The organism is Pseudomonas sp. TUM25319 (assembly GCF_056388475.1).
In genome coordinates this window covers 5076781-5096197 of sequence record NZ_CM150751.1, presented here as the reverse complement: position 1 = coordinate 5096197, position 19417 = coordinate 5076781, and the positions used below count along the sequence as shown (strand labels likewise).

Sequence of the window (19417 nt, the reverse complement as noted above, 5' to 3'; positions counted from 1 at the left end):
CGCCTTTCAGGTCGACAAGGTGTTGTAGATGCCGATGTAGGCATCCGGGTTGTAGAGTGCAGCCTTCTGCAGTGAGTAGTGGCGCTTCGTGGAGTAGCTGTCCATGCCATGATCACTTCCGAACAAGCGAGCCAGATCGTCTTCCGGATCATCCCCCTCAACGATGAAGCTTGCAGCGTGGGGTTTCTGATTGTCCGCCAGGACAAGGCGGATCTTTTGCCAGTCTTCGAAGAAGTATTCTTCAAGCAGGGGCAGAATCCGCATGCTGAACACTTTTTGCAGGGCTACGAAGCGCAACTCTCCATCGGGCACCTGGGCAAGTGCGGTGAAGTATGCATGGCCGATGCAATGGTCGCGGTCGTACAGCACTTCGATGCGCTGGTTTATGGCAGCAAGCATGCGAGGCACATCGACTACCTGCTCCCCCAGGCTGACCCGAAGGCTCGCAAGTGGTGCCCCTGGCTCGTCGCCCGCGTTCGGCATTAACGGTACAAACTCGAATCGGCGACGCAGGGCAGTGTCCAGCAACGCGAGGGACCGGTCTGCCGTGTTCATGGAGGCAATAATGTCGACGTTGGCAGGTATCGAAAAACTCTCTCCGGAATACGGCAACGTTACCGAGACGGCGTTCTCTGCGCCTTCGCGCTTATCGGGTTCGATCAAGGTGATCAGCTCGCCGAAGATCTTGCTGATGTTTCCCCGGTTGATCTCGTCGATCACCATCGCAAACTGTTGGTTTGGCGCCATGCGTGCTTTTCGGCACAAGTCCTTGAAGACGCCTGCGCGGATTTCGTATTGAATTTCGCCGGCCTCTGCATCGCCTTCGAGAACAGGCCGCAGTCCCTCCACGAACTCTTCGTAACCGTACGATTGATGGAAGGTTACGAAACTGTAGCGCTTGATATAGTCCGCTGAAGGGGGGCCGGCATTGTATTCGTCTACCAGCTGCTTCAAGTCGGCCGCTGCGTCCGTCCAGTCTCCCGTTAATATCCAAGACGAGTCCGCTAGCTTGTCGAAGACAGCCGGTGCCATTCGCTTGCTCATCTTGATGGTTTCGGAGGGCTCTACTGCATGGTATTGAAGCACGCTCCAAACAGTGTTTCTTATGTTCTTGTTCGTACTTTTGGCGGCGGCCATCGATTTCATGAACGGGTGTTCAAGCATTGCGTCGACACGTGCTCTCCCTCCTAGCTGGTACAGCGTTGCCGCCGCCGCCTCCCACCAAGTAAGGCGCGCAATCCTACCGCTCACAAACTGATTCTGCCATGCCTCCTTGGAAACGGAGGCCGTGGCCTGCTCATATTCCCGTTTCAGCAGCTTGGACAATTCGTAGGTCTTGCCCGTGCCAGGAGGGCCGTAGTAGATACGATTGAGTGGAAGCCTCACTGCATCAGGCTCATCAGAGTCTTCTTCGTCAGGTTCATCGCTGCTTTCAACAGGATCGTCCCGTAATTGATCTGGCCAAAGACCCGGCCGCTCGGCTTCATGCAATAGCCAGTCTTCGGGCAAATCATGCTTGTCGACCAGGGACGCCTCTATCTTCCCGAGCAGTTCGTCTGTGAGCGGTGCACGGTCGAGGATGGGGAGCGCGGCCACCTCACGTTTCCACGAGAGCTTACGCACTCGCATACCACGGACTATTCCAAGTACACCGACCGCACGCTCGCTACCGGGGTTCTTGCGGCCAAATCGCAGTTGGATACCTTTGCTCGAGTGCCACCAATCCAAGCCTGCCATATGGACAGCCCGCGCCAGCCGGCAGAAGCGCGCTTTTTCCTCTGGCGACCATGATGCACGGAAATTCTGGAATGCAGGCTTGCTGTCGAAGTGTTGAAGCAGATCTTCGTCGCCGAGAGATTTACCCAGGCCCATTTTGGCTACGACCTCTTCATAGCGTACCTTGAAGTTGCGGATTGCTTCGGCGCTCCATGCGGTCAGCTGGTCTAGCGTTAACTCCGCACCTTCGCTTGCGGGCAATGTGGTTACAAAGGGGGCGTTGTGATAGTCCCCGCGCAGCGCTAGATAGGCTTGGCGAGGATTACTGGATTCGCCCAGCCCGACGGTATCGATCTTGACCACAAAGCCGTCGTCGGCATCGATACCTACGGTAAAGGCCAATTCCTTCGGTGCTTCCGGAGAGGGGTAGATTTTCGCCCAGGTGTACCCAGAGAAATGATTACCCTGGTTGGTGGGGCGCTTGCGAATTTCAACACGGCCAACAGGAAAAAGTTCGGCCTTGAGCTTGTCCGCCCATGCCTGTGTAACGGCATAGGCCTTTTTTAGATCTTCGTAAGCTTGGTTCTGCTCGGAGTTGGACTCGTCACGTTTGTGTTTTGCCCACTTGCTTGACTGCTCGAAATGGTCACGGGTGAAATAGTCTGCCATGGTACTCAAATCCCTTCGACAATGGGCTAATGAATATTTGTGAAAACTGGCCTTGATGAGCTGACTTAAGTGGCTACCGAGCGCCACATTCTATCCTCAATGCTTTTATTAAAGCGTTCAATGGTTTTTTTCTTGGACTCCTCTCTTGAAGCTGTCGTGGTCGTTTTATACATCAATTCAAACATGGCGCTATCGCTATTTTTTGACCTTTCGTCGAGCGAATATCTCGTTTGCACCCATAGTTTTAGCCGTTTTCGTTCATCTTCACTGAAATCGCCAAGTTTTTTGTCAAACGATTGCGCTTTTTGATCTAGTGTTAGGGAAAGTCCTGGCGAAGCTGATGTGCCAATATCACTATAGTGCTCCGTCTCCAACGTCAAGCCTAGCAGTGACTTAGCTACATCCAAGCATTGCTTGACAGTTAAACTTGGTGCAAACGGGATGGCGAGAATAATGGGGGTTCTATTATTGGCTATCTCGATATTGAAGCTATCTTTGCTGATTAGTCCGACGTATTTGGTAATATAGCTATCATAGTATCTTGCTTTTTTAAAGGCTTCCTCGACTTCCGCTTCTGTGTAGGTAAGGCGATAGTCAAGAAGGTGTTTAACTGCGTCTATATGCTTTTCGCATAGGTCTGACCAATAATCAGGCCCTAAAAATTCAATGTTATCTTTTTTTAAGCCAAGTGTTTCAGCTTCGGTAATTATCTTGATAAATCCGTCTCCAGAATAGTCTGCGTTAGTGGCAAAGGAATATTTTATCCATTCAATTGAGTGTCTGTGGAGTATCGCGGTTTTGAGAGATTCAATACTAGATGACGGGGATAGCGTTCCCAAAGCCCCGCGCTCATCTGCCTTACATTGGATGGCAGTGTTATCGCTGCGCTTTAGTATATCAATTCCACGATCTGGGGCTTTTAATGATAGATAGTGCTGGTGGCCATCTTCTTTCCGCAGCAACGACAAGCAGAAAGAGTCCCACGCATCACCAAAGGATGTGTTGGGAGGGAGCACTTTTAGGAACTGAGCGTTAAAAATATACTTCATGCTTACTCATCTTTAATTACGTGTAGCTGGGTGGGGTTCTTGTGGTGGTTACTGTGCACGCCTCTGATGTGAGCTTCGAGACCTTACCTGGCAAACAACTTCAGGTCGAATTCACCACCGTTCGCAGGGACCTCGATCCGCTCTAGGTCTTTATCTGCTTCGGCGCTCGAGAGCATAGCAATGCATGGCTAAACGGTTTGTGCGAGGCTTTCGTCTATTGTTGCTGCTGCATGGGTAGATGCCATCTTGACTTACGCATGGTGAAATGGGCGGACGGTTACATATATCAAATACGACTTTGCTGCTGATTAGGGCCGCCCTTTGCAGGTCAGCCCTTATTTCGAAACTACCCGCCTTAGATAGCTCGGCATGTGATGGAGAGAACTGCTTCGAAGGCTACATTTTTCTTGTTCCGGACCCACGCCAGCAGTTGCAGCTCAATTTCTGCCTCTCACAGGTCACTTCACCAACTCCATCAACTTGCCGAAGCTGTTCACCACGTCGTACTTCACGTTCTCTGGAGCGTACTTTTTGTTGATGTCGTCGAAGAACTTCCGAGCACAGTCGATCTTGGTCTGCTCAATGGGTGTGAGATGCATCGATGACATGGAGCCCTTAGTTTCGGCCACGAAGTAGACGTGCTTGATTGCCCCTTCCTTGAAGGAGATGGCCCAGTCCGGATTGTAGTCGCCCACAGGGGTCGGGATCAGGAAACCACGCGGCAGCTTGGCGTAGACGACCACATCGGTACAGGTATCCAGTTCCTTCACGAACTCCCGCTCGATGTTGGAGTCGGTCAGCACATAGTCGTAGATGTGTCGTTGAAGCTTGTCCCCGGCCTTGCTGAAGTCCTGTTTTGTCTGCCCAGCAGTGAAGATGTCCAAGTCGAACTGCTCGGCGACCGGGTCGTAGGCGAGGTGCTCGATGATCACCGTCGCCTTTTGTTCGTTGATCAATCGAACCGCTTCGGCGATGAAACTCTCAGGGTTGGTTTTGAATTGGGCAAACACGGCCACATTGATGCTGCTCAGGATGTCCGCGATGTTACGCCGCGTGAGCTGTGTACCTTCGGCCAGTTTGCCAATCAGGTCGTACTTCACTGCTGAATGGATGGAGTGGGCGTTCAGCTCTGTTTCCGTAACATTCAACACAAAGGCGGAGCCATTATTAACGCCGTCGTAAGTGGCCAGCGCGGACTGTTCTCCACGTTGGATGGTGTACTGTAATGGCGTCACTCGCAGATGCTCATCCAGGGCTTTGACTGCCTTGGCGGCAAGCTCCTGGGAATCGAACTGCACACTGTACGCTGCCTTTCGATTGATCCTGGCCCAAAGCTCCTTGAATTCCTGCCTTTCGAAGTTGGCGTTGGGCTCCAGCTTCTTCGCCTTGCGGCCATCTTCGGGCTGCAAGATTTGGCTTTCGCTGAACACGCTGTCGATCAGCTGGAAAACCTGTTCGGCGTGCGGCAGCAGTTCTTCCGGTAACGCTTGCAGCGTGCCGTCCTTCTTGGACTGATGGTACTTCTCGGTGATGTTGCGCTTCTTATCGACGTAACCGTTCTGGATCAGGTAGAACTCGATGTCCGTGGCTTGATCGTCGGAAACTGTGATCGGCCCTTCGGCTGTGTTGAGTACCTTACCGGTGAAGTAAGCCTTATCGGCCGCACGCGGACGAGCCGATAGAGATTCGCGGATGTCCTTCTGCAAGGCCGCAACGAAGTCCTTGTAGCTCTCACTCGCCACAACGGTCAGCACGTTAATGTCGTGAACGATGGATGAATGATCCATCCGGTCGCCATGCTGGTTTACTGAAAGACGCAAGCCACGCCCCACTTCCTGACGGCGTGAAATCGTGTTGTCACTGTGCTTGAGGGTACAGATGACAAACACGTTCGGGTTGTCCCAACCTTCACGCAGGGCCGAATGCGAGAAGATGAAGCGGACAGGCTCGCTCAGGGACAGCAGGCGCTCCTTGTCCTTCAGGATCAGGTCATAGGCGTCAACATCGTTCGACAGGCCGGCGTTTTCGCCACGTTTCTCTACATCAGGGTCAGCCAATCTTTTGGTTTTCTTGTCGATTGAGAAGTAGCCGCTGTGGGTTTTCTCGACTGCAATGCCCTTGAGGTGCTTGATATAGGGCGTTTCGTCCAGATCCAGCACTTCGTTCAGGTAGAGCTGGTATTCCTCTTCGAACACGCGGGCGTGCTCGCCCTTCTCGTCGGAAGCGCTGTAGTCGCGATACTTGGCGACTTCATCGATGAAGAACAGCGTAAGCACCTTGATGCCCTGCTGGAACAGAGCCTGTTCCTTGTCGAAGTGGGCCTTGATCGCTTCTCGAATCTGGATGCGGCGCAGCGCGGCCTCGTTCACGTCGCCGTCTGCTTCGCCTACCTGCAGCTCGATGCCGTTAGTGAAGCTCAGGGTGTCGGTAATGGCATTGATGTCTGACACCACATAGCTACGGTACTGGTCCAGCTCATTCGACAACACAAAGAGGTTGTCACCCTTGGACAGCTTGCGCACCACGCGCTTGATTTGGCCGCTGGCCAGCTTCTGCTCGAACTCCACACGCGCCTCAGGCGGCTTCTTGGTGGAAACATCAATGCCTTGCAGGTAAAGGTAAGCATTGGTGCCGGCTAAGCCTTTCACCGAGATACCGCGCACGGAGATCTTCTTGACCAGCTTTTGGTTGTAGGCGTCCAACGCGTCCAGGCGGTGAATCTTGTTGTGCGTGGTCTTGTGTGTCGCGGAGTAGCGCAACACCATCAATGGTTTGAAATTAACCAGCGAATCCAGCGTCTTGCCGCCTTCCATCTTCTGGGGTTCGTCCAGGATGAGGATGGGGTGATTGGCGCTGATCACATCGATTGGCTTACGTGACTGGAAGTTGTCGAGGGCTTCGTAAATGCGGCGGTTATCCTTGCCCGTCGCATTGAAAGCCTGAACGTTGATAACCATCACGTTGATGCCGGCATCGGACGAAAAACTCTCTAGATGGTGCAGCGCCTTCGAGTTGTAGATGAAGAAGCGGGCCTTCTTATGATACGTCTCCAGAAAGTGATCTGCCGTGATTTCTAGCGACTTCGCCACCCCTTCACGGATGGCGATGCTGGGCACGACAATGATGAACTTGCTCCAGCCGTACTGTTTGTTCAGCTCGAAGATTGTCTTAATGTAGCAGTAGGTCTTTCCCGTGCCGGTTTCCATCTCGATATCGAGATGGATTTTGGATGTAGCCTTAGCGCTGTCTGTGTACTGTTTCGTGGCAGGAACGCGTTCCTTGTTTCCGTTGATAGTGAAGTAGTCATCAAGCGATCTCGAAACAGGTAGGTTCTGCAGGCGCTGCACCTGCTGGATATTGTCCAGCAGGGCAGATTCGGACAAGGCCAAATCCGCATTACGAAAGGCTGCCTCTTGGTCAGCGACCGTTTCAGTTTCTAGATCGAGATCAGATTGAGGGCTCGCCGGTGTCGCCTTCTTCACGCCAGGGTCCAGACGATAGCGAAGTCCACCATGCTGCGGTGTTTGTCCCTTGAAACAATCCACCACTGCTTGAACGGCAGCGGTTTGGTAGGGCTGCGTCTTGAATTTCAGTTTCATTGCCACCCCCCCCTTAGATGCATTTCACTTCGGTGGAAGGGGAGAGCGATCTGAAAATCTGTTCAACATTGATCTTTATGGCGCTGTCTCTGAAGCCCGCATCGCGGAAAACCACGCGCAGCGGTTGATGCTTCGCCAGTTCCTTAACGAAGCCTTCATCGATGCCACCATGGGCATCGAAGCAGGCGATCAATGCATTGCCATCGACGAAAAAGACTTCTTTCCCTTGGATCACTTGCTTGGAGATGGGCTGCGCCAGATCAACGCCCCAGTCCAGCATTACTTGGAACAGAAGGTCTTCAGGTGTGCGATCCGGCTTGATGTTGTCAACAAACATTTCGATGTTGAGCTTCTCTAACGCATCAGCCGCGTAAAAGACATCGGCCATGTTAGATGAGTCGATCTTCAGCACCCGGAAGCCTAGATCCTGCTCCCCCGTGCCATGTTGCTGTCGCAGCTCCTGGGCCACATTGCGCACGCGCTGCAGGCCCATTTCGAAGATTGAGGCCATGCCAAGCTCTGGGGTGGGCAGCGGCTCAGCGATTTGCACACCTATGAAGCGCCGGTTGCCGCCGTCTTCAGCATTTTGCTTCATTACGGCATGGGCGGTAGATGCGCTTCCGCTGAAGAAGTCGAGGACGATGTCGCCATCGCTTGGCTGTCCGGCCAACTGCAGTACACGTTGTAACAGTTCAACCGGCTTCACAGAATTCAGTACGTTTTCGGTCTGTTGGAAGTGAACATACTTCAGCAGAGTCTTCTTGGCATTCTGAGTATTGCCCACTTCCTCATGGAACCAGAGAGTTTGAGGTACGCGGCCTTGCTGAACTTCGGACAAGAACCGTTTGAGGCGCGGCATGTTGTCGCCACCTGCGCCCCACCAAATTCGATTATCCTTATCGAGCGCCGAGAAGGTTTCTTTGCTAATAGACCAATACCTTCCTGTGGGTGGGCCATCAATTATTCGACCGGAAGGACACGTGATAGGATAGAGACCCGCGTCGTAGCGGTTTCGGGCAGCTAGGTCACTCGATGTCCAAGGGCCTCGTGAATCGTTGTCCGGGTTCTTATATCGGGCAATCATTTCTTCCGTTTGCGGTAGCAAGCGCGGCGTCCAGCTATCTCCATTCTTTGCATACACTAGGACATAGTCGTGATCTTCCGAGAACCAGCGGGCGCTATTCTTTGGGGAGAATACCTTCTGCCAAATTACCTGCGCGACGAAGTTTTCCTCGCCGAACACCTCGCTGGCAACCTTACGCAGGTTGTCCACTTCGTGGTCGTCAATGGAGATAAAGATTACCCCGTCGTCCTTTAGCAGGTTGCGCGCCAGACGCAGCCGGGCGTAGATCATGCTAAGCCAGTCGGAGTGGAATCGCCCATTTGCTTCAGTATTGGCCACTAGCCGGCTTCCCGTTTCGTCCACCTGCCCGGTGGTCACTCGGTAGCCCTTGATATCCGAGCTGTAGTCATCGTCATAGATGAAGTCGCGCCCCGTGTTGTACGGTGGGTCGATGTAGATCAATTTGACCTTCGCCAAATAGGTCTCCTGTAGCAGTTTGAGCGCTTCCAGGTTGTCGCCTTCGATGAAAAGGTTCTTTGTGGTTTCGAAGTCCATGCTTTCGTCGCGACAAGGGCGAAGCGTTTTGGCAATCGGCGCATTGGCCGTCAGTAGCGCTTCGCGCTTACCCGGCCAATTCAGGTGATATCGCTCCTGAGGCCCTTCTATGATTGATTCCGATAGCTCTTGGCGCAGTTGGTCAAAATCCACGGCCAGCTTCACGCTTCCGTCTCGCACTTGGGTCTCGGTCACGCAGCCGGGGAACAGCTCACGAATACGAGCAATGTTGTCTTTCGTCAGATCGGGAGAATGCATTTTCAGTTTGTTCATATTCTTTTCTTGAACCACGGATTTCAGTGGCTCAGTTCCTCAAATTCGTTACTCAGCCGACGCAAAGTAGCATTTATCTCCACTTTGCGATTGAATTGCTTTTCCTTCGCCAGCTTGACGCGGACTTTCTCAATTTCGCGCTGCTTGGTCCTCAAAGCCTCCATGCGCTCGACCAAGGCAGCAAAGTTTTCTTGGGCACGTGGAGCCAACGGAATCAGGCGTTGCAGCAAGGCCTCGTAGAGCCCCGCCAAGTCCAGTACCACGGGCATTTCATCACGCTCGCTGTTGGCCGCTATCCATGCGGTCGAAAAGTAATCGCTGATCACCCGTTTACTGGCGTCCGCTTCACTGGGGCGCTTGTGAGCGGCGATGACCTTGATCTTGTCCTCGTGCTCCAGCTCGAACAGGATGGGGAACTGCACGGCATCATCGATGCACTTCAGCACATCGACGGACAACCCCTCCATCTTGAGAACAATGCGGAAAACCTGCACCTCCGGTACGCCAGGCTTCGCGGGGAGGTTGACGGTTTCGGGCGCGAGCTTGTACTGCCAGATGATTTGCTCGACCTGCTCCACGAACAGGTCTTTCAGGCGCGTATTAGCCCCGCTGCGTTCGTAAATTTTGCTCTTGGGCAGAACACGTCCAAAGTTCGCCTGCTTGGGATAGCTGATCAGGGCCAAGTGCTTGGCCGAAGTCACCTTTCTGTTCATCCGGCCTCCTGAATCACCAGGAAGGTGATGAGTTCGAAATCATCTAGGCCGCTGATGGTATTAGTCAGTGCCGTGGTCTTGCCCCCGCTGAACAGGCTGTCCAGGTCTTTTTCTTCCTTTACCTCAATGATGGAACGGATGGTCTTGCTCAGCAGACCGGAGTACAGCTGCATGTTCCTGCCGTCGCTCGTTTCCTTATTGAAGGATTGGCAGGCCATGGAGATGGGTTCGGGGCGGCCCTTGCAGCCGCTGCGCACAAGGTCCAGAAGGCGCTTGACCTCGGAGTGATCGCTGATCACCGCGCCGTCGTGGCCGATATAGACAAGGTAGTATGGGTGTAGCCGGTTGTGCTGGCTGACGTTCACCCCAGGGTTGCGGTTGCGCAAGGTGAAGATCACACCCGGTTCCAAGCCCAAGCTGGGATTCGCGGGGACCACGGCATGCATACCGTTAGGCACATGGCTAGGTTCATCATATGCCTTTACGTAGTTGAGCAGGTCCATGCGGAAGTCGTTGAGCCCGAGGTCGGTGATCGACACGCCAGTTTTCAGGTCTTCCAGCTCAATCACTTCCTCCTGCAAGCGGCGCAGCTGTTCCTTGCGGTAGGTGACATCGTTGGCCTGCGCGGAAAGCACGTTGTCGTCGCCTGTGGCCGTCACGTCAGCGATCATCATCCGGCTCTCGACTCGCTCTTTCAGATTGATGTACTCGTCAAGCGAGATGTCGGGCCAGTAGTTCACCAACTGGATGCTGCTGTTGGTAGAGCCAATCCGGTCAACACGCCCGAAACGCTGAATGATGCGGACCGGGTTCCAATGGATGTCGTAGTTGATCAGATAGTCACAATCCTGAAGGTTCTGTCCTTCGGATATGCAGTCCGTGCCGATCAACAGATCGATCTCCGCTGGCTCTTGAGGGAGCACTTGAGATTTCGACTTGGAGCGCGGCGAAAACAGGGTCAGCAGCTCCTGGAAGTCGTAGCTCTTCTTCAGCGTGGATTTGGGGGAGCCAGCCCCCGTGACCTTGGCACTGTGAAGTTGTTGCTGAGCCAGCAACCCCGGAGCGAGATTGGCGTAGAGGTAGTCAGCAGTATCGGCGAAGGCCGTGAAGATGATGATCTTCTTATTGCCGGGGTTGATCGGGTTAGCGATTTTTTCCAACACAAGTGCCTTAAGGTGCTGGAGCTTGGCGTCGTCCTCGGGGGTGATCTTGTTCATTGAGGCCAGCAAGGCATCGATGATCGCCAGATCAACGCTCAGGTCATGCTCCCAGGAGGGCAAGTCCATGTCAGCCAAGCTGATCTTAACTTTGCCGCCAACCTCACCGCCGTTCAGCATCGACAGATCGTCGTCTTCTGCCTCCAGGTTTTCCAAGACGTCGGTGAGGTCAGCCACCTCGGAAGAATTTGTGGCGACACCGCCGCCTTCATTGAAGCGGTGAATAGTCGCCAGCGTATTGACGTGGTTGCCACGCAGGGACTGCAATGTGAGCCGGAACGATTCGATCGAGCTTTCTAGGCGCTTGAGCAGGTTCGTAGTCATCAGTGCCTGCAGGCCCTTCTCGCGCCCGTACAAGCTGAGGTTTTCCTTCTTGTCACCCGATTGTGCGTTATACAGATCGATGTACTTCTTGACCCGGCTTTGAAGGATATAGCCGGCCGGTGTATAAACGCACAGCTTAAGTAGGGACAGTTGCTCGAAAATCTCGTTAAAGTCTAATACATCCGAGCGCTGGGTCAGCGGACAATGGAAGGAAAGCGGTTTGCGACGCTCTGGGAATTGGCCAATGTCTTTCGTGTCGTAGAAGGTCTGGATATGCTTGCGGGATCGAGCGATGGTCACACTGTCCAGCAGCTCGAAGAAATCAAAGTCCAGAGAGTCTAGGATAGCGCGAGCGGTGCGCTCCTCTGGTGGTAGCTTCGACCATACGGTGAACGCAGCTTGTGCGCTCCGGAAAATTTCTTCCACACTCGTGCTGATCTTGAGCTTCTTGCTGAGGTTTTCCGAATCACCTTCGTAGGCCAAAGCCAACTGATTGCGTAGATCGGCAAAGCGGTTGTTGACAGGGGTTGCTGATAGCATCAGCACCTTTGTCTTCACGCCTTCCCTGATGACCTTGTTCATCAGCTTCTGATAGCGCGTTTCCTTGTCCTTGTAGGCATCACTGTTGCGAAAGTTGTGAGATTCGTCGATGACCACAAGGTCGAAACCACCCCAATTGACATTGTTCAAAGGTAGGCCGAATGATTCACCTCGGGTGCGTCCCAAATCTGTATGGCACAGAACGCGGTAACTGAGGCGATCTGCCGCAAAAATATTCGTTTTGAGCGGGCTGTTATAGGTTAACCAGTTACCGGCTAGCTTCTTAGGACATAGTACTAGCACCGACTTGTTTCGCAGTTCGTAATACTTGATCACTGCCAACGCAGTGAAGGTCTTGCCCAGGCCAACGCTGTCGGCCAGGATGCAGCCGCTGTAAGTCTCCAACTTGTTGATGATGCCGGTGGCGGCATCCTTCTGATAGTTGAAGAGCTTCTGCCAGACCAGCGTGTCTTGGTAGCCAATGCGATCATTGGGGAGCACGTCTTCGTCGATGTCGTCCAAGAACTCGCTGAAGATGTTATAGAGCATCAGGAAATAGATGCTTTCGGGGGAGTTTTCTTGGTACGCCGAGGCGATGTGATCGCAGATTTGCTGCGTCACATCTTCCAGCTTCTCTGGGTCGTCCCAGATCTGGTCGAACAAGCTGAGATAAGTGGCCGCAAAGGTCGGCTCATTCATCTTGTTGACGAGGTTCGACATGGCATTGCCTTGCTGGTAGCCGAGGTCAACTGCGGTGAAACCATGCAATGGCATGTAAGCAGTATCGCCCGAGTCGCCAGCGCGGGACTGTACGCAGGCGAACTGCTGCATGGGGGCCTGAGTCCGGTTGCTCTTGAAGCGGGCTTTGCGCCGAATCCAGTCTGCACATTCCTTGGCAATTGCGCGCTGGGTCAGCTTGTTACGCAGCTGGATTTCAAACTCGCTACCATACAAGCTTCGCTCACGACCCACCTTTGGAATGTGGAACTCTCGACGCTCCTTGCGGATTTTGTCGGTGACTTCGTTAGCAACGAAGGTTGGTGAGGTGAATATAAAGTTCAGCTCCTCGAGCTTCTCGAGCTCCGCCTTCAGGGCCTCGAAGGCGTACATCGAAAAGCAGGACGCGGCGATCTTCAATCGCGCTCCCGGCCTGACCGTCTGCTTCAGGTCATCGCCAAGGAGGCGACTGATGTTATCAATGAGTTCCATCGCTTCCCTTCTTCATTCCATCCGGTGGCTGCGCATCGGCTCTGAAGCCATTCTTCTGCGCGTAGTTCAGGATCAGCACCTCGCCCATACAGCGCGATGGAGCGGCGTTTGTTTTGAACAGCCATTTGCACCGCTTGCCGCCTTATGAGCTGCGGGTAGACAGAGTCTCGTCCTAGGGGCGCTTCATGAGGCAAATGCTGGACCTATTGTCACGCAAATTTGCTGCTCTTTGCTATTGCCTAATGGCACAAGGGTGGCGAGGGGCCTGAGGGTTTGGGATAGCCCAAAGTCTTTCGTTGTCGATACTTTCTATCAGACGGCTCGCTGCCGGTTTTGAGCGCCCATGCCGTACCTGCTCTACGAGCGAGCAGTTGTATCGTGAGCATATAGTAGTACCGCGTATTTTCGCTGCGTTCGCTCAAGCGATGTTCGATAAACCAAACCAGATGCTTCCGTTTCCAACCCCAAGGCGTTTTACTCTGCCATCGCTCTGCAATTGCAGATTGGATGATTTTCGCTTGGCGCAAATGGTGTTGCCGGGTTGCGTGCGAGCCGGTCAGAACCCCAGCCAAGAACAGCTCCATGTCGAATGGCTTACTCATGCCCGCCCACCAATGTAGGCCGCGACGACGTCGATCCGACCATGCCCCAGCTCATAGCTGATTTGCCTTCTGGCCTCACGATCTAGGTGTCTATCTACCTGGCAACATTGGCCGCCACTGATTGGCGCGGGGTGTTGGGTGATTTGCTCAAAGTGCTCACCTGCGTATGCTGCTCGTAGCTGATGGAAGCCTTTGAGGTTGTGTGCATGCAGGATATCCCGCGCAGGGCCAGCACATTTACCCGCGCCGAAAAAATTATGTCCCGCCCCTCAGTTCTCTGACCCGTTCCACACTCAACCACGGACGTTTTGAGTGGATTACCCGATGGCAGTTAGCGCAAAGAAGAGCAAGCTCAGAAAGCTTCGTCCGTTCTCCGGGCTTTAAGGTGTGGACAGGCTTGGTGTGATGAACATCAATAATGCCTTCCCCTGTAGGGCCGTACGCTTCAGCGAAGTTGAAGCCACACGCTTCGCATTTCAAACATCCCTTTTTCCGCAATACCTCTTTCTTCTTGGCATCGACGAGAGCACGACTGCGCTCCCGATAACGGTGGAGGCGGGTCAGCACCTTACCTTCTTCGGCCTCCACAATATCTGGTTCGTCAGTACCGGCTAACGCTGCGGAGTCGGGCGATGCGCTTTCAATGGCATTGCGAATGGCGTTCGCTGTGGTGGCGAGCTCGTCGGGAACTCCAGCAAATTTATCCCACACCACTTTCTCGTTCTTGTTGCCTTTGGCGAGGCCCATTCTGCCGTTCTCGATGTAAATTGGGTCCCAGTGGCGGAAGTTAGCCAGCTTCATGTAAACGCCGTTGACGTTACGGAAGCTGCCTCCTTTATTGAGGCCGAGCGTCTTTCCAATCTTGCCCAGCAATTGAGAGAGCGCTTGGACCTCGGGGTGATTTTTGTCGGGCAAGGAGCGGGGATGTCTTAAATAGAGGTCAAGCGCAAGGATTAGCTCGTCGGTGGTCCAGGGAGGATTGGACTGGGATTTCTGCAGCGGCTCGTCTTGCTCCGCCTGCGGGATTGCTTCCTTGGATACCGCTTTGATTGCCACGAGTGCAGACCTTTTTCGCTGATCGATGTAGGAGTTTTCCTATCGTCGCGAAAACCGGTAAACGTTTCAATGCGAATGATGGCTTGGTGCCATTTATCTCGCAGGCCAATGGTTCGATTTCAGGCGCAAAAAAAGACGTCCGTGGACGTCTTTTCGATGGTGGTCTTGCCGTTGAGGCTCGGTGGCATGCCTGTGCTCAAAGTACTGAATTCACCATTGCAATCGCTGGCAAGCCAGCTCCCACAGTGGGCTGAACTGCGGTGCTTTCTGGGGCAGCGTTCTCGACGTAGCAGCACAGGCTAGGCGGGCAGGGCGGTTGGCTGCACTGACACGACCAATCACTTAAACCGCCGCTCCACCCCCCGCTCCACCAAAATCTTCGCCGAGATCTCCTCCACCGAAAAATGCGTGGAGTTGATATGCGGAATATTCTCCCGCCGGAACAGATTCTCCACTTCCCGCACCTCGAACTCACACTGGGCGAAGCTGGCGTAGCGACTGTTCGGCTTGCGCTCATGCCGAATGGCGGTCAGGCGATCCGGATCAATCGTCAACCCAAACAGCTTGTTCTGATGCTTTTTCAACGCCGCCGGCAGCTGCAACCGCTCCATATCGTCTTCAGTCAGCGGATAGTTCGCCGCCCGAATCCCGAATTGCATGGCCATGTACAGACAGGTCGGCGTCTTCCCGCAGCGGGACACGCCGACGAGGATCAGGTCCGCCTTGTCGTAGTAATGCGTCCGCGCCCCATCATCGTTATCCAGCGCGAAATTCACCGCCTCGATCCGCTCCATGTAGTTGGAGTTGCCGCCGATCGAATGCGATTTCCCCACGGAATACGACGAATGGGCGGTCAGCTCCTGCTCCAGCGGGGCGAGGAACGTGGAGAAGATGTCGATCATGAAGCCATTGGAGGTCGCCAGGATCTCGCGGATGTCCTGGTTGACGATGGTGTCGAAGATGATCGGCCGCACCCCGTCGCGCTCGGCCGCAGCGTTGATTTGCTGGACCATGACCCGCGCTTTTTCGACGCTGTCGATGTACGGACGCGTGAACTTGTTGAACGGAATGTTCTCGAACTGCGCTAGAAGACTTTGCCCGAGGGTCTCCGCCGTGATGCCGGTACCGTCGGAAATGAAGAAAGCAGATCGTTTCATTTGCGCCATGGGCCTTAAGCTGGTGACGATTCTTGGATATGATAGGTTCGGTTTGCCGAACGCCATCGTAACGACATCGTCGGCATTCTCACTTATTTTCCAGGTCCAGGCCACAAGCGCCCGGCCGGTCCCACGGGGGATTTGCCGGCGTCCTGAGCTTTTCCAATACAGTTAGTGGAGAGATCACCTTGGTAGAGTACGTAGTTTCCCTCGATAAGCTCGGCGTCCATGATGTGGAGCATGTGGGGGGCAAGAACGCATCCCTGGGCGAGATGATCAGTAACCTCGCGGGCGCCGGTGTATCCGTCCCCGGCGGCTTTGCCACTACGGCTCAGGCGTACCGTGATTTCCTCGAGCAGAGCGGCCTGAACGCGAAGATCCACGAGGCGCTCGACGCCCTGGATGTGGACGATGTCAACGCCCTGGCCAAGACCGGTGCGCAGATTCGCCAGTGGGTCATGGACGCCGAGTTCCCGGCGCGCCTCGACGCCGAGATCCGCACCGCCTTCGCCGAAATGGCCAACGGCAACGACAACATGGCCGTGGCCGTGCGCTCTTCCGCCACTGCCGAAGACCTGCCGGATGCTTCCTTCGCCGGTCAGCAGGAAACTTTCCTGAACATCCGTGGTGTGGACAACGTGATCCGCGCCGCCAAGGAAGTCTTCGCGTCGCTGTTCAACGACCGCGCCATTTCCTACCGCGTGCACCAGGGCTTCGACCACAAGCTGGTGGCCCTGTCGGCCGGCGTGCAGCGCATGGTCCGTTCGGAAACCGGAACGGCGGGCGTGATGTTCACCCTCGACACCGAGTCGGGCTTCCGCGACGTGGTGTTCATCACCGGTGCCTATGGCCTGGGTGAAACCGTCGTGCAGGGCGCGGTGAACCCGGACGAGTTCTACGTCCACAAGAACACCCTCGAAGCCGGCCGTCCGGCCATCCTGCGCCGCAACCTGGGCAGCAAGGCCATCAAGATGGTCTACGGCGAAGAAGCCAAGGCCGGTCGTTCGGTCAAGACCGTCGATGTCGACAAGGCCGACCGCGCCCGTTTCTGCCTGAGCGACGCCGAAGTGGCGGAGCTGGCCAAGCAGGCGATGATCATCGAGAAGCACTACGAGCGCCCGATGGACATCGAGTGGGCCAAGGATGGTGACGACGGCAAGCTGTACATCGTTCAGGCCCGTCCTGAAACCGTGAAGAGTCGCGCCAGCGCCAACGTGATGGAACGCTACCTGCTGAAAGAGAAGGGCACCGTCCTGGTGGAAGGCCGTGCCATCGGCCAGCGCATCGGCGCCGGCAAGGTCCGCGTGATCCACGATGTGTCCGAGATGGACAAGGTCCAGCCAGGCGACGTGCTGGTCTCCGACATGACCGACCCGGACTGGGAACCGGTGATGAAGCGCGCCAGCGCCATCGTGACCAACCGCGGCGGCCGTACCTGCCACGCGGCAATTATCGCCCGTGAGCTGGGCATTCCGGCCGTGGTCGGTTGCGGCAACGCCACCCAGGTGCTGAAGGACGGCCAGGGCGTGACCGTTTCCTGCGCCGAAGGCGACACCGGTTTCATCTTCGAAGGCGAGCTGGGCTTCGATATCCGCCAGAACTCGGTGGACGCCATGCCTGATCTGCCGTTCAAGATCATGATGAACGTCGGCAACCCGGACCGCGCCTTCGACTTCGCCCAGCTGCCTAACGCCGGTGTCGGCCTGGCCCGTCTGGAATTCATCATCAACCGCATGATCGGCGTGCACCCCAAGGCGCTGCTGAACTACGCGGGCCTGCCGCAAGAGCTGAAGGACAGCGTCGACAAGCGCATCGCCGGCTACAACGACCCGGTCGACTTCTATGTCGAGAAGCTGGTCGAAGGCATCAGCACCCTGGCCGCAGCATTCTGGCCGAAGAAGGTCATCGTGCGTCTGTCGGACTTCAAGTCCAACGAATACGCCAACCTGATCGGCGGCAAGCTGTACGAGCCGGAAGAAGAAAACCCGATGCTGGGCTTCCGTGGTGCGTCGCGTTACATCAGCGAGTCGTTCCGTGACTGCTTCGAGCTGGAATGCCGTGCGCTGAAGCGCGTGCGCAACGAGATGGGCCTGACCAACGTCGAAATCATGGTGCCGTTCGTCCGTACCCTGGGCGAAGCCAGCCAGGTGGTCGACCTGCTCGCCGAAAACGGCCTGGGCCGTGGCGTAAACGGCCTGCGTGTGATCATGATGTGCGAACTGCCGTCCAACGCCATCCTGGCGGACGAGTTCCTCGAGTACTTCGATGGCTTCTCCATCGGCTCCAACGACCTGACCCAGCTGACCCTGGGCCTGGACCGTGACTCGGGCATCATTGCGCACCTGTTCGACGAGCGTAACCCGGCGGTGAAGAAGCTGCTGGCCAACGCCATCCAGGCGTGCAACAAGGCCGGCAAGTACATCGGCATCTGCGGTCAGGGCCCGTCGGACCACCCGGACCTGGCCAAGTGGCTGATGGAGCAGGGCATCGAAAGCGTTTCGCTGAACCCGGACTCGGTACTGGAAACCTGGTTCTTCCTGGCCGAAGGTCAAGGCGCGATCTGATCGCCGTTGCGGGCGCGGTCGTCTGTCGGACTCCGGCAACGACCGCCCCAACCGTTTCATTCAGGGCGTGTCCATTGAAGGACGCGCCCTTTTTCGTACAAGAACACCTATGCAAAGCAGCAGCACTCTCTTTCCCGTGGCCTTGCTCAGGGCCGAACGTTGCGGCGACCTGAGCGAGGACGTCTACCGCCTGAAGGCCGGCAACAGCCCCGACCGGAGTGTCGAGCTGGCGCTGACCCGGCTGGGCCTGGCCGATCAGGGCGAAGTCCGTGGCGTGCCGGTCATTCTGCTCCACGGCAGCTTTTCCAACCGGCGCTTCTGGTTTTCGCCCAAGGGCATCGGCCTCGGCGCGCATCTGGCGCGGGCCGGCTTCGATGTGTGGATTCCGGAAATGCGCGGCCACGGCCTGTCGCCGCGCAACCGCGACTACCGCTACAACCGCGTCGCCGACTACGCCAGCTACGACCTGCCGGCGATTGCCGCCTTTGTCCATGAAAAGACCGGGCAACTGGCGCACTGGGTCGGCCATTCCCTGGGCGGCACGACCCTGGCGGCGGCGCTGGGCGGGCGGTATCTGAATGAAGAACTGATCGCCAGCGCGGCGTTTTTCGGCACTCAGGTCAGCCGCACCTACTGGCCGCTGAAGATTCCACCGGTGGAGTGGGGTGGTCGCCTGTTGCTCAAGCGCTTCGCTCATCTGTCTGGCTCGCGGCTCAAGCGCGGCCCGGAAGACGAGCCGATCGGCCTGGCCATCGAGAGCATGCGCTGGTTTGGCCTGTTCGGGCGCTTTGGCGACAAGGAGCGTGACTGGTGGGCGGGGCTCGCCGAGGTACGGGTGCCGGTGCTGGCGGTGGGCGGGGCGGGCGATCATCAGGATCCGGTGTGGGCCTGCCGCAAGCTGTTCGAGCAGATCGGCAGCGAGCGCAAGCGTTTTGTGCGGCTCGGCCAGGAAGAGGGATTCGACAACTTCGGCCATGTGGATATGCTGGTCAGCAAGCCTGCGCAGACTCAGGTCTGGCCGCTGGTGGAGCGCTGGTTGCGCGATCCCTTGTCGATGGTGGAGCAGCCGGCGGTGCCGGACGTTTCGCCTGAGCCGGTTAGCGGCTAAGAT

Annotated in this window: 11 protein-coding genes and 1 pseudogene; 2 read left to right on the top strand and 10 right to left on the bottom strand. The window is 55.7% G+C overall.

Annotated elements, in window-relative coordinates; all coding sequences use genetic code 11:
- Positions 1-6 precede the first annotated feature (6 nt).
- The 10 genes and pseudogenes from AC05QJ_RS23170 to ppsR all read right to left on the bottom strand — a co-directional run bounded on the left by AC05QJ_RS23170 (position 7) and on the right by ppsR (position 15742).
- Complete coding sequence (locus tag AC05QJ_RS23170) at positions 7-2385, bottom strand: McrB family protein (RefSeq protein WP_476743592.1); 2379 nt, start codon at positions 2383-2385, stop codon at positions 7-9.
- Between the two features lie 65 nt (positions 2386-2450).
- On the bottom strand, positions 2451-3434 hold the full coding sequence (locus AC05QJ_RS23165) for a hypothetical protein (RefSeq protein ID WP_476743591.1): 984 nt from the start codon (positions 3432-3434) through the stop codon (positions 2451-2453).
- A 458-nt stretch (positions 3435-3892) separates the two neighbouring features.
- The gene (locus AC05QJ_RS23160) at positions 3893-7033 is read right to left on the bottom strand and encodes a type III restriction-modification system endonuclease (RefSeq protein ID WP_476743590.1); all 3141 of its coding nucleotides are present in this window, start codon (positions 7031-7033) and stop codon (positions 3893-3895) included.
- A 13-nt stretch (positions 7034-7046) separates the two neighbouring features.
- Positions 7047-8924: a site-specific DNA-methyltransferase gene (locus AC05QJ_RS23155; protein WP_476743589.1), complete on the bottom strand. Its 1878-nt coding sequence runs from the start codon at positions 8922-8924 to the stop codon at positions 7047-7049.
- A gap of 23 nt (positions 8925-8947) precedes the next feature.
- Positions 8948-9637 carry a DUF4391 domain-containing protein gene (locus AC05QJ_RS23150; protein ID WP_476743588.1) on the bottom strand — a complete coding sequence of 230 codons (690 nt, stop codon included), beginning with the start codon at positions 9635-9637 and terminating at the stop codon, positions 8948-8950.
- Complete coding sequence (locus AC05QJ_RS23145; protein ID WP_476743587.1) at positions 9634-12927, bottom strand: helicase-related protein; 3294 nt, start codon at positions 12925-12927, stop codon at positions 9634-9636. The genes AC05QJ_RS23150 and AC05QJ_RS23145 overlap by 4 nt, the downstream gene beginning before the upstream one ends.
- A 239-nt stretch (positions 12928-13166) precedes the next feature.
- The gene (locus AC05QJ_RS23140) at positions 13167-13529 is read right to left on the bottom strand and encodes a hypothetical protein (RefSeq protein WP_476743586.1); all 363 of its coding nucleotides are present in this window, start codon (positions 13527-13529) and stop codon (positions 13167-13169) included.
- Positions 13526-13756 (bottom strand): annotated as a pseudogene (locus AC05QJ_RS23135) (integrase domain-containing protein); the annotation flags it as partial. The pseudogene AC05QJ_RS23135 and the gene AC05QJ_RS23140, both read right to left, overlap by 4 nt.
- A gap of 28 nt (positions 13757-13784) precedes the next feature.
- Positions 13785-14585 carry an HNH endonuclease gene (locus tag AC05QJ_RS23130; protein ID WP_476743585.1) on the bottom strand — a complete coding sequence of 267 codons (801 nt, stop codon included), beginning with the start codon at positions 14583-14585 and terminating at the stop codon, positions 13785-13787.
- 338 nt (positions 14586-14923) lie between these two features.
- On the bottom strand, positions 14924-15742 hold the full coding sequence (gene ppsR / locus AC05QJ_RS23125) for a posphoenolpyruvate synthetase regulatory kinase/phosphorylase PpsR (RefSeq protein WP_075804000.1): 819 nt from the start codon (positions 15740-15742) through the stop codon (positions 14924-14926).
- A gap of 188 nt (positions 15743-15930) precedes the next feature.
- Between ppsR and ppsA the strand changes: the two genes are divergently transcribed.
- A complete protein-coding gene (ppsA, locus tag AC05QJ_RS23120) occupies positions 15931-18306 on the top strand; it encodes a phosphoenolpyruvate synthase (RefSeq protein ID WP_476743584.1) in 2376 nt (791 codons plus the stop codon).
- Positions 18307-18415: 109 nt separating this feature from the next.
- Entirely contained in the window at positions 18416-19414 is a 999-nt protein-coding gene (locus tag AC05QJ_RS23115) for an alpha/beta fold hydrolase (protein WP_476743583.1), read from the top strand.
- The last annotated feature ends 3 nt before the right edge of the window (positions 19415-19417 follow it).

Coding starts and splice junctions, on each gene's coding strand:
- AC05QJ_RS23170 (WP_476743592.1), bottom strand. CDS start 2,385: ATGGCAGACTATTTCACCCGTGACCATTTCGAGCAGTCAAGCAAGTGG.
- AC05QJ_RS23165 (WP_476743591.1), bottom strand. CDS start 3,434: ATGAAGTATATTTTTAACGCTCAGTTCCTAAAAGTGCTCCCTCCCAAC.
- AC05QJ_RS23160 (WP_476743590.1), bottom strand. CDS start 7,033: ATGAAACTGAAATTCAAGACGCAGCCCTACCAAACCGCTGCCGTTCAA.
- AC05QJ_RS23155 (WP_476743589.1), bottom strand. CDS start 8,924: ATGAACAAACTGAAAATGCATTCTCCCGATCTGACGAAAGACAACATT.
- AC05QJ_RS23150 (WP_476743588.1), bottom strand. CDS start 9,637: ATGAACAGAAAGGTGACTTCGGCCAAGCACTTGGCCCTGATCAGCTAT.
- AC05QJ_RS23145 (WP_476743587.1), bottom strand. CDS start 12,927: ATGGAACTCATTGATAACATCAGTCGCCTCCTTGGCGATGACCTGAAG.
- AC05QJ_RS23140 (WP_476743586.1), bottom strand. CDS start 13,529: ATGAGTAAGCCATTCGACATGGAGCTGTTCTTGGCTGGGGTTCTGACC.
- ppsR (WP_075804000.1), bottom strand. CDS start 15,742: ATGAAACGATCTGCTTTCTTCATTTCCGACGGTACCGGCATCACGGCG.
- AC05QJ_RS23115 (WP_476743583.1), top strand. CDS start 18,416: ATGCAAAGCAGCAGCACTCTCTTTCCCGTGGCCTTGCTCAGGGCCGAA.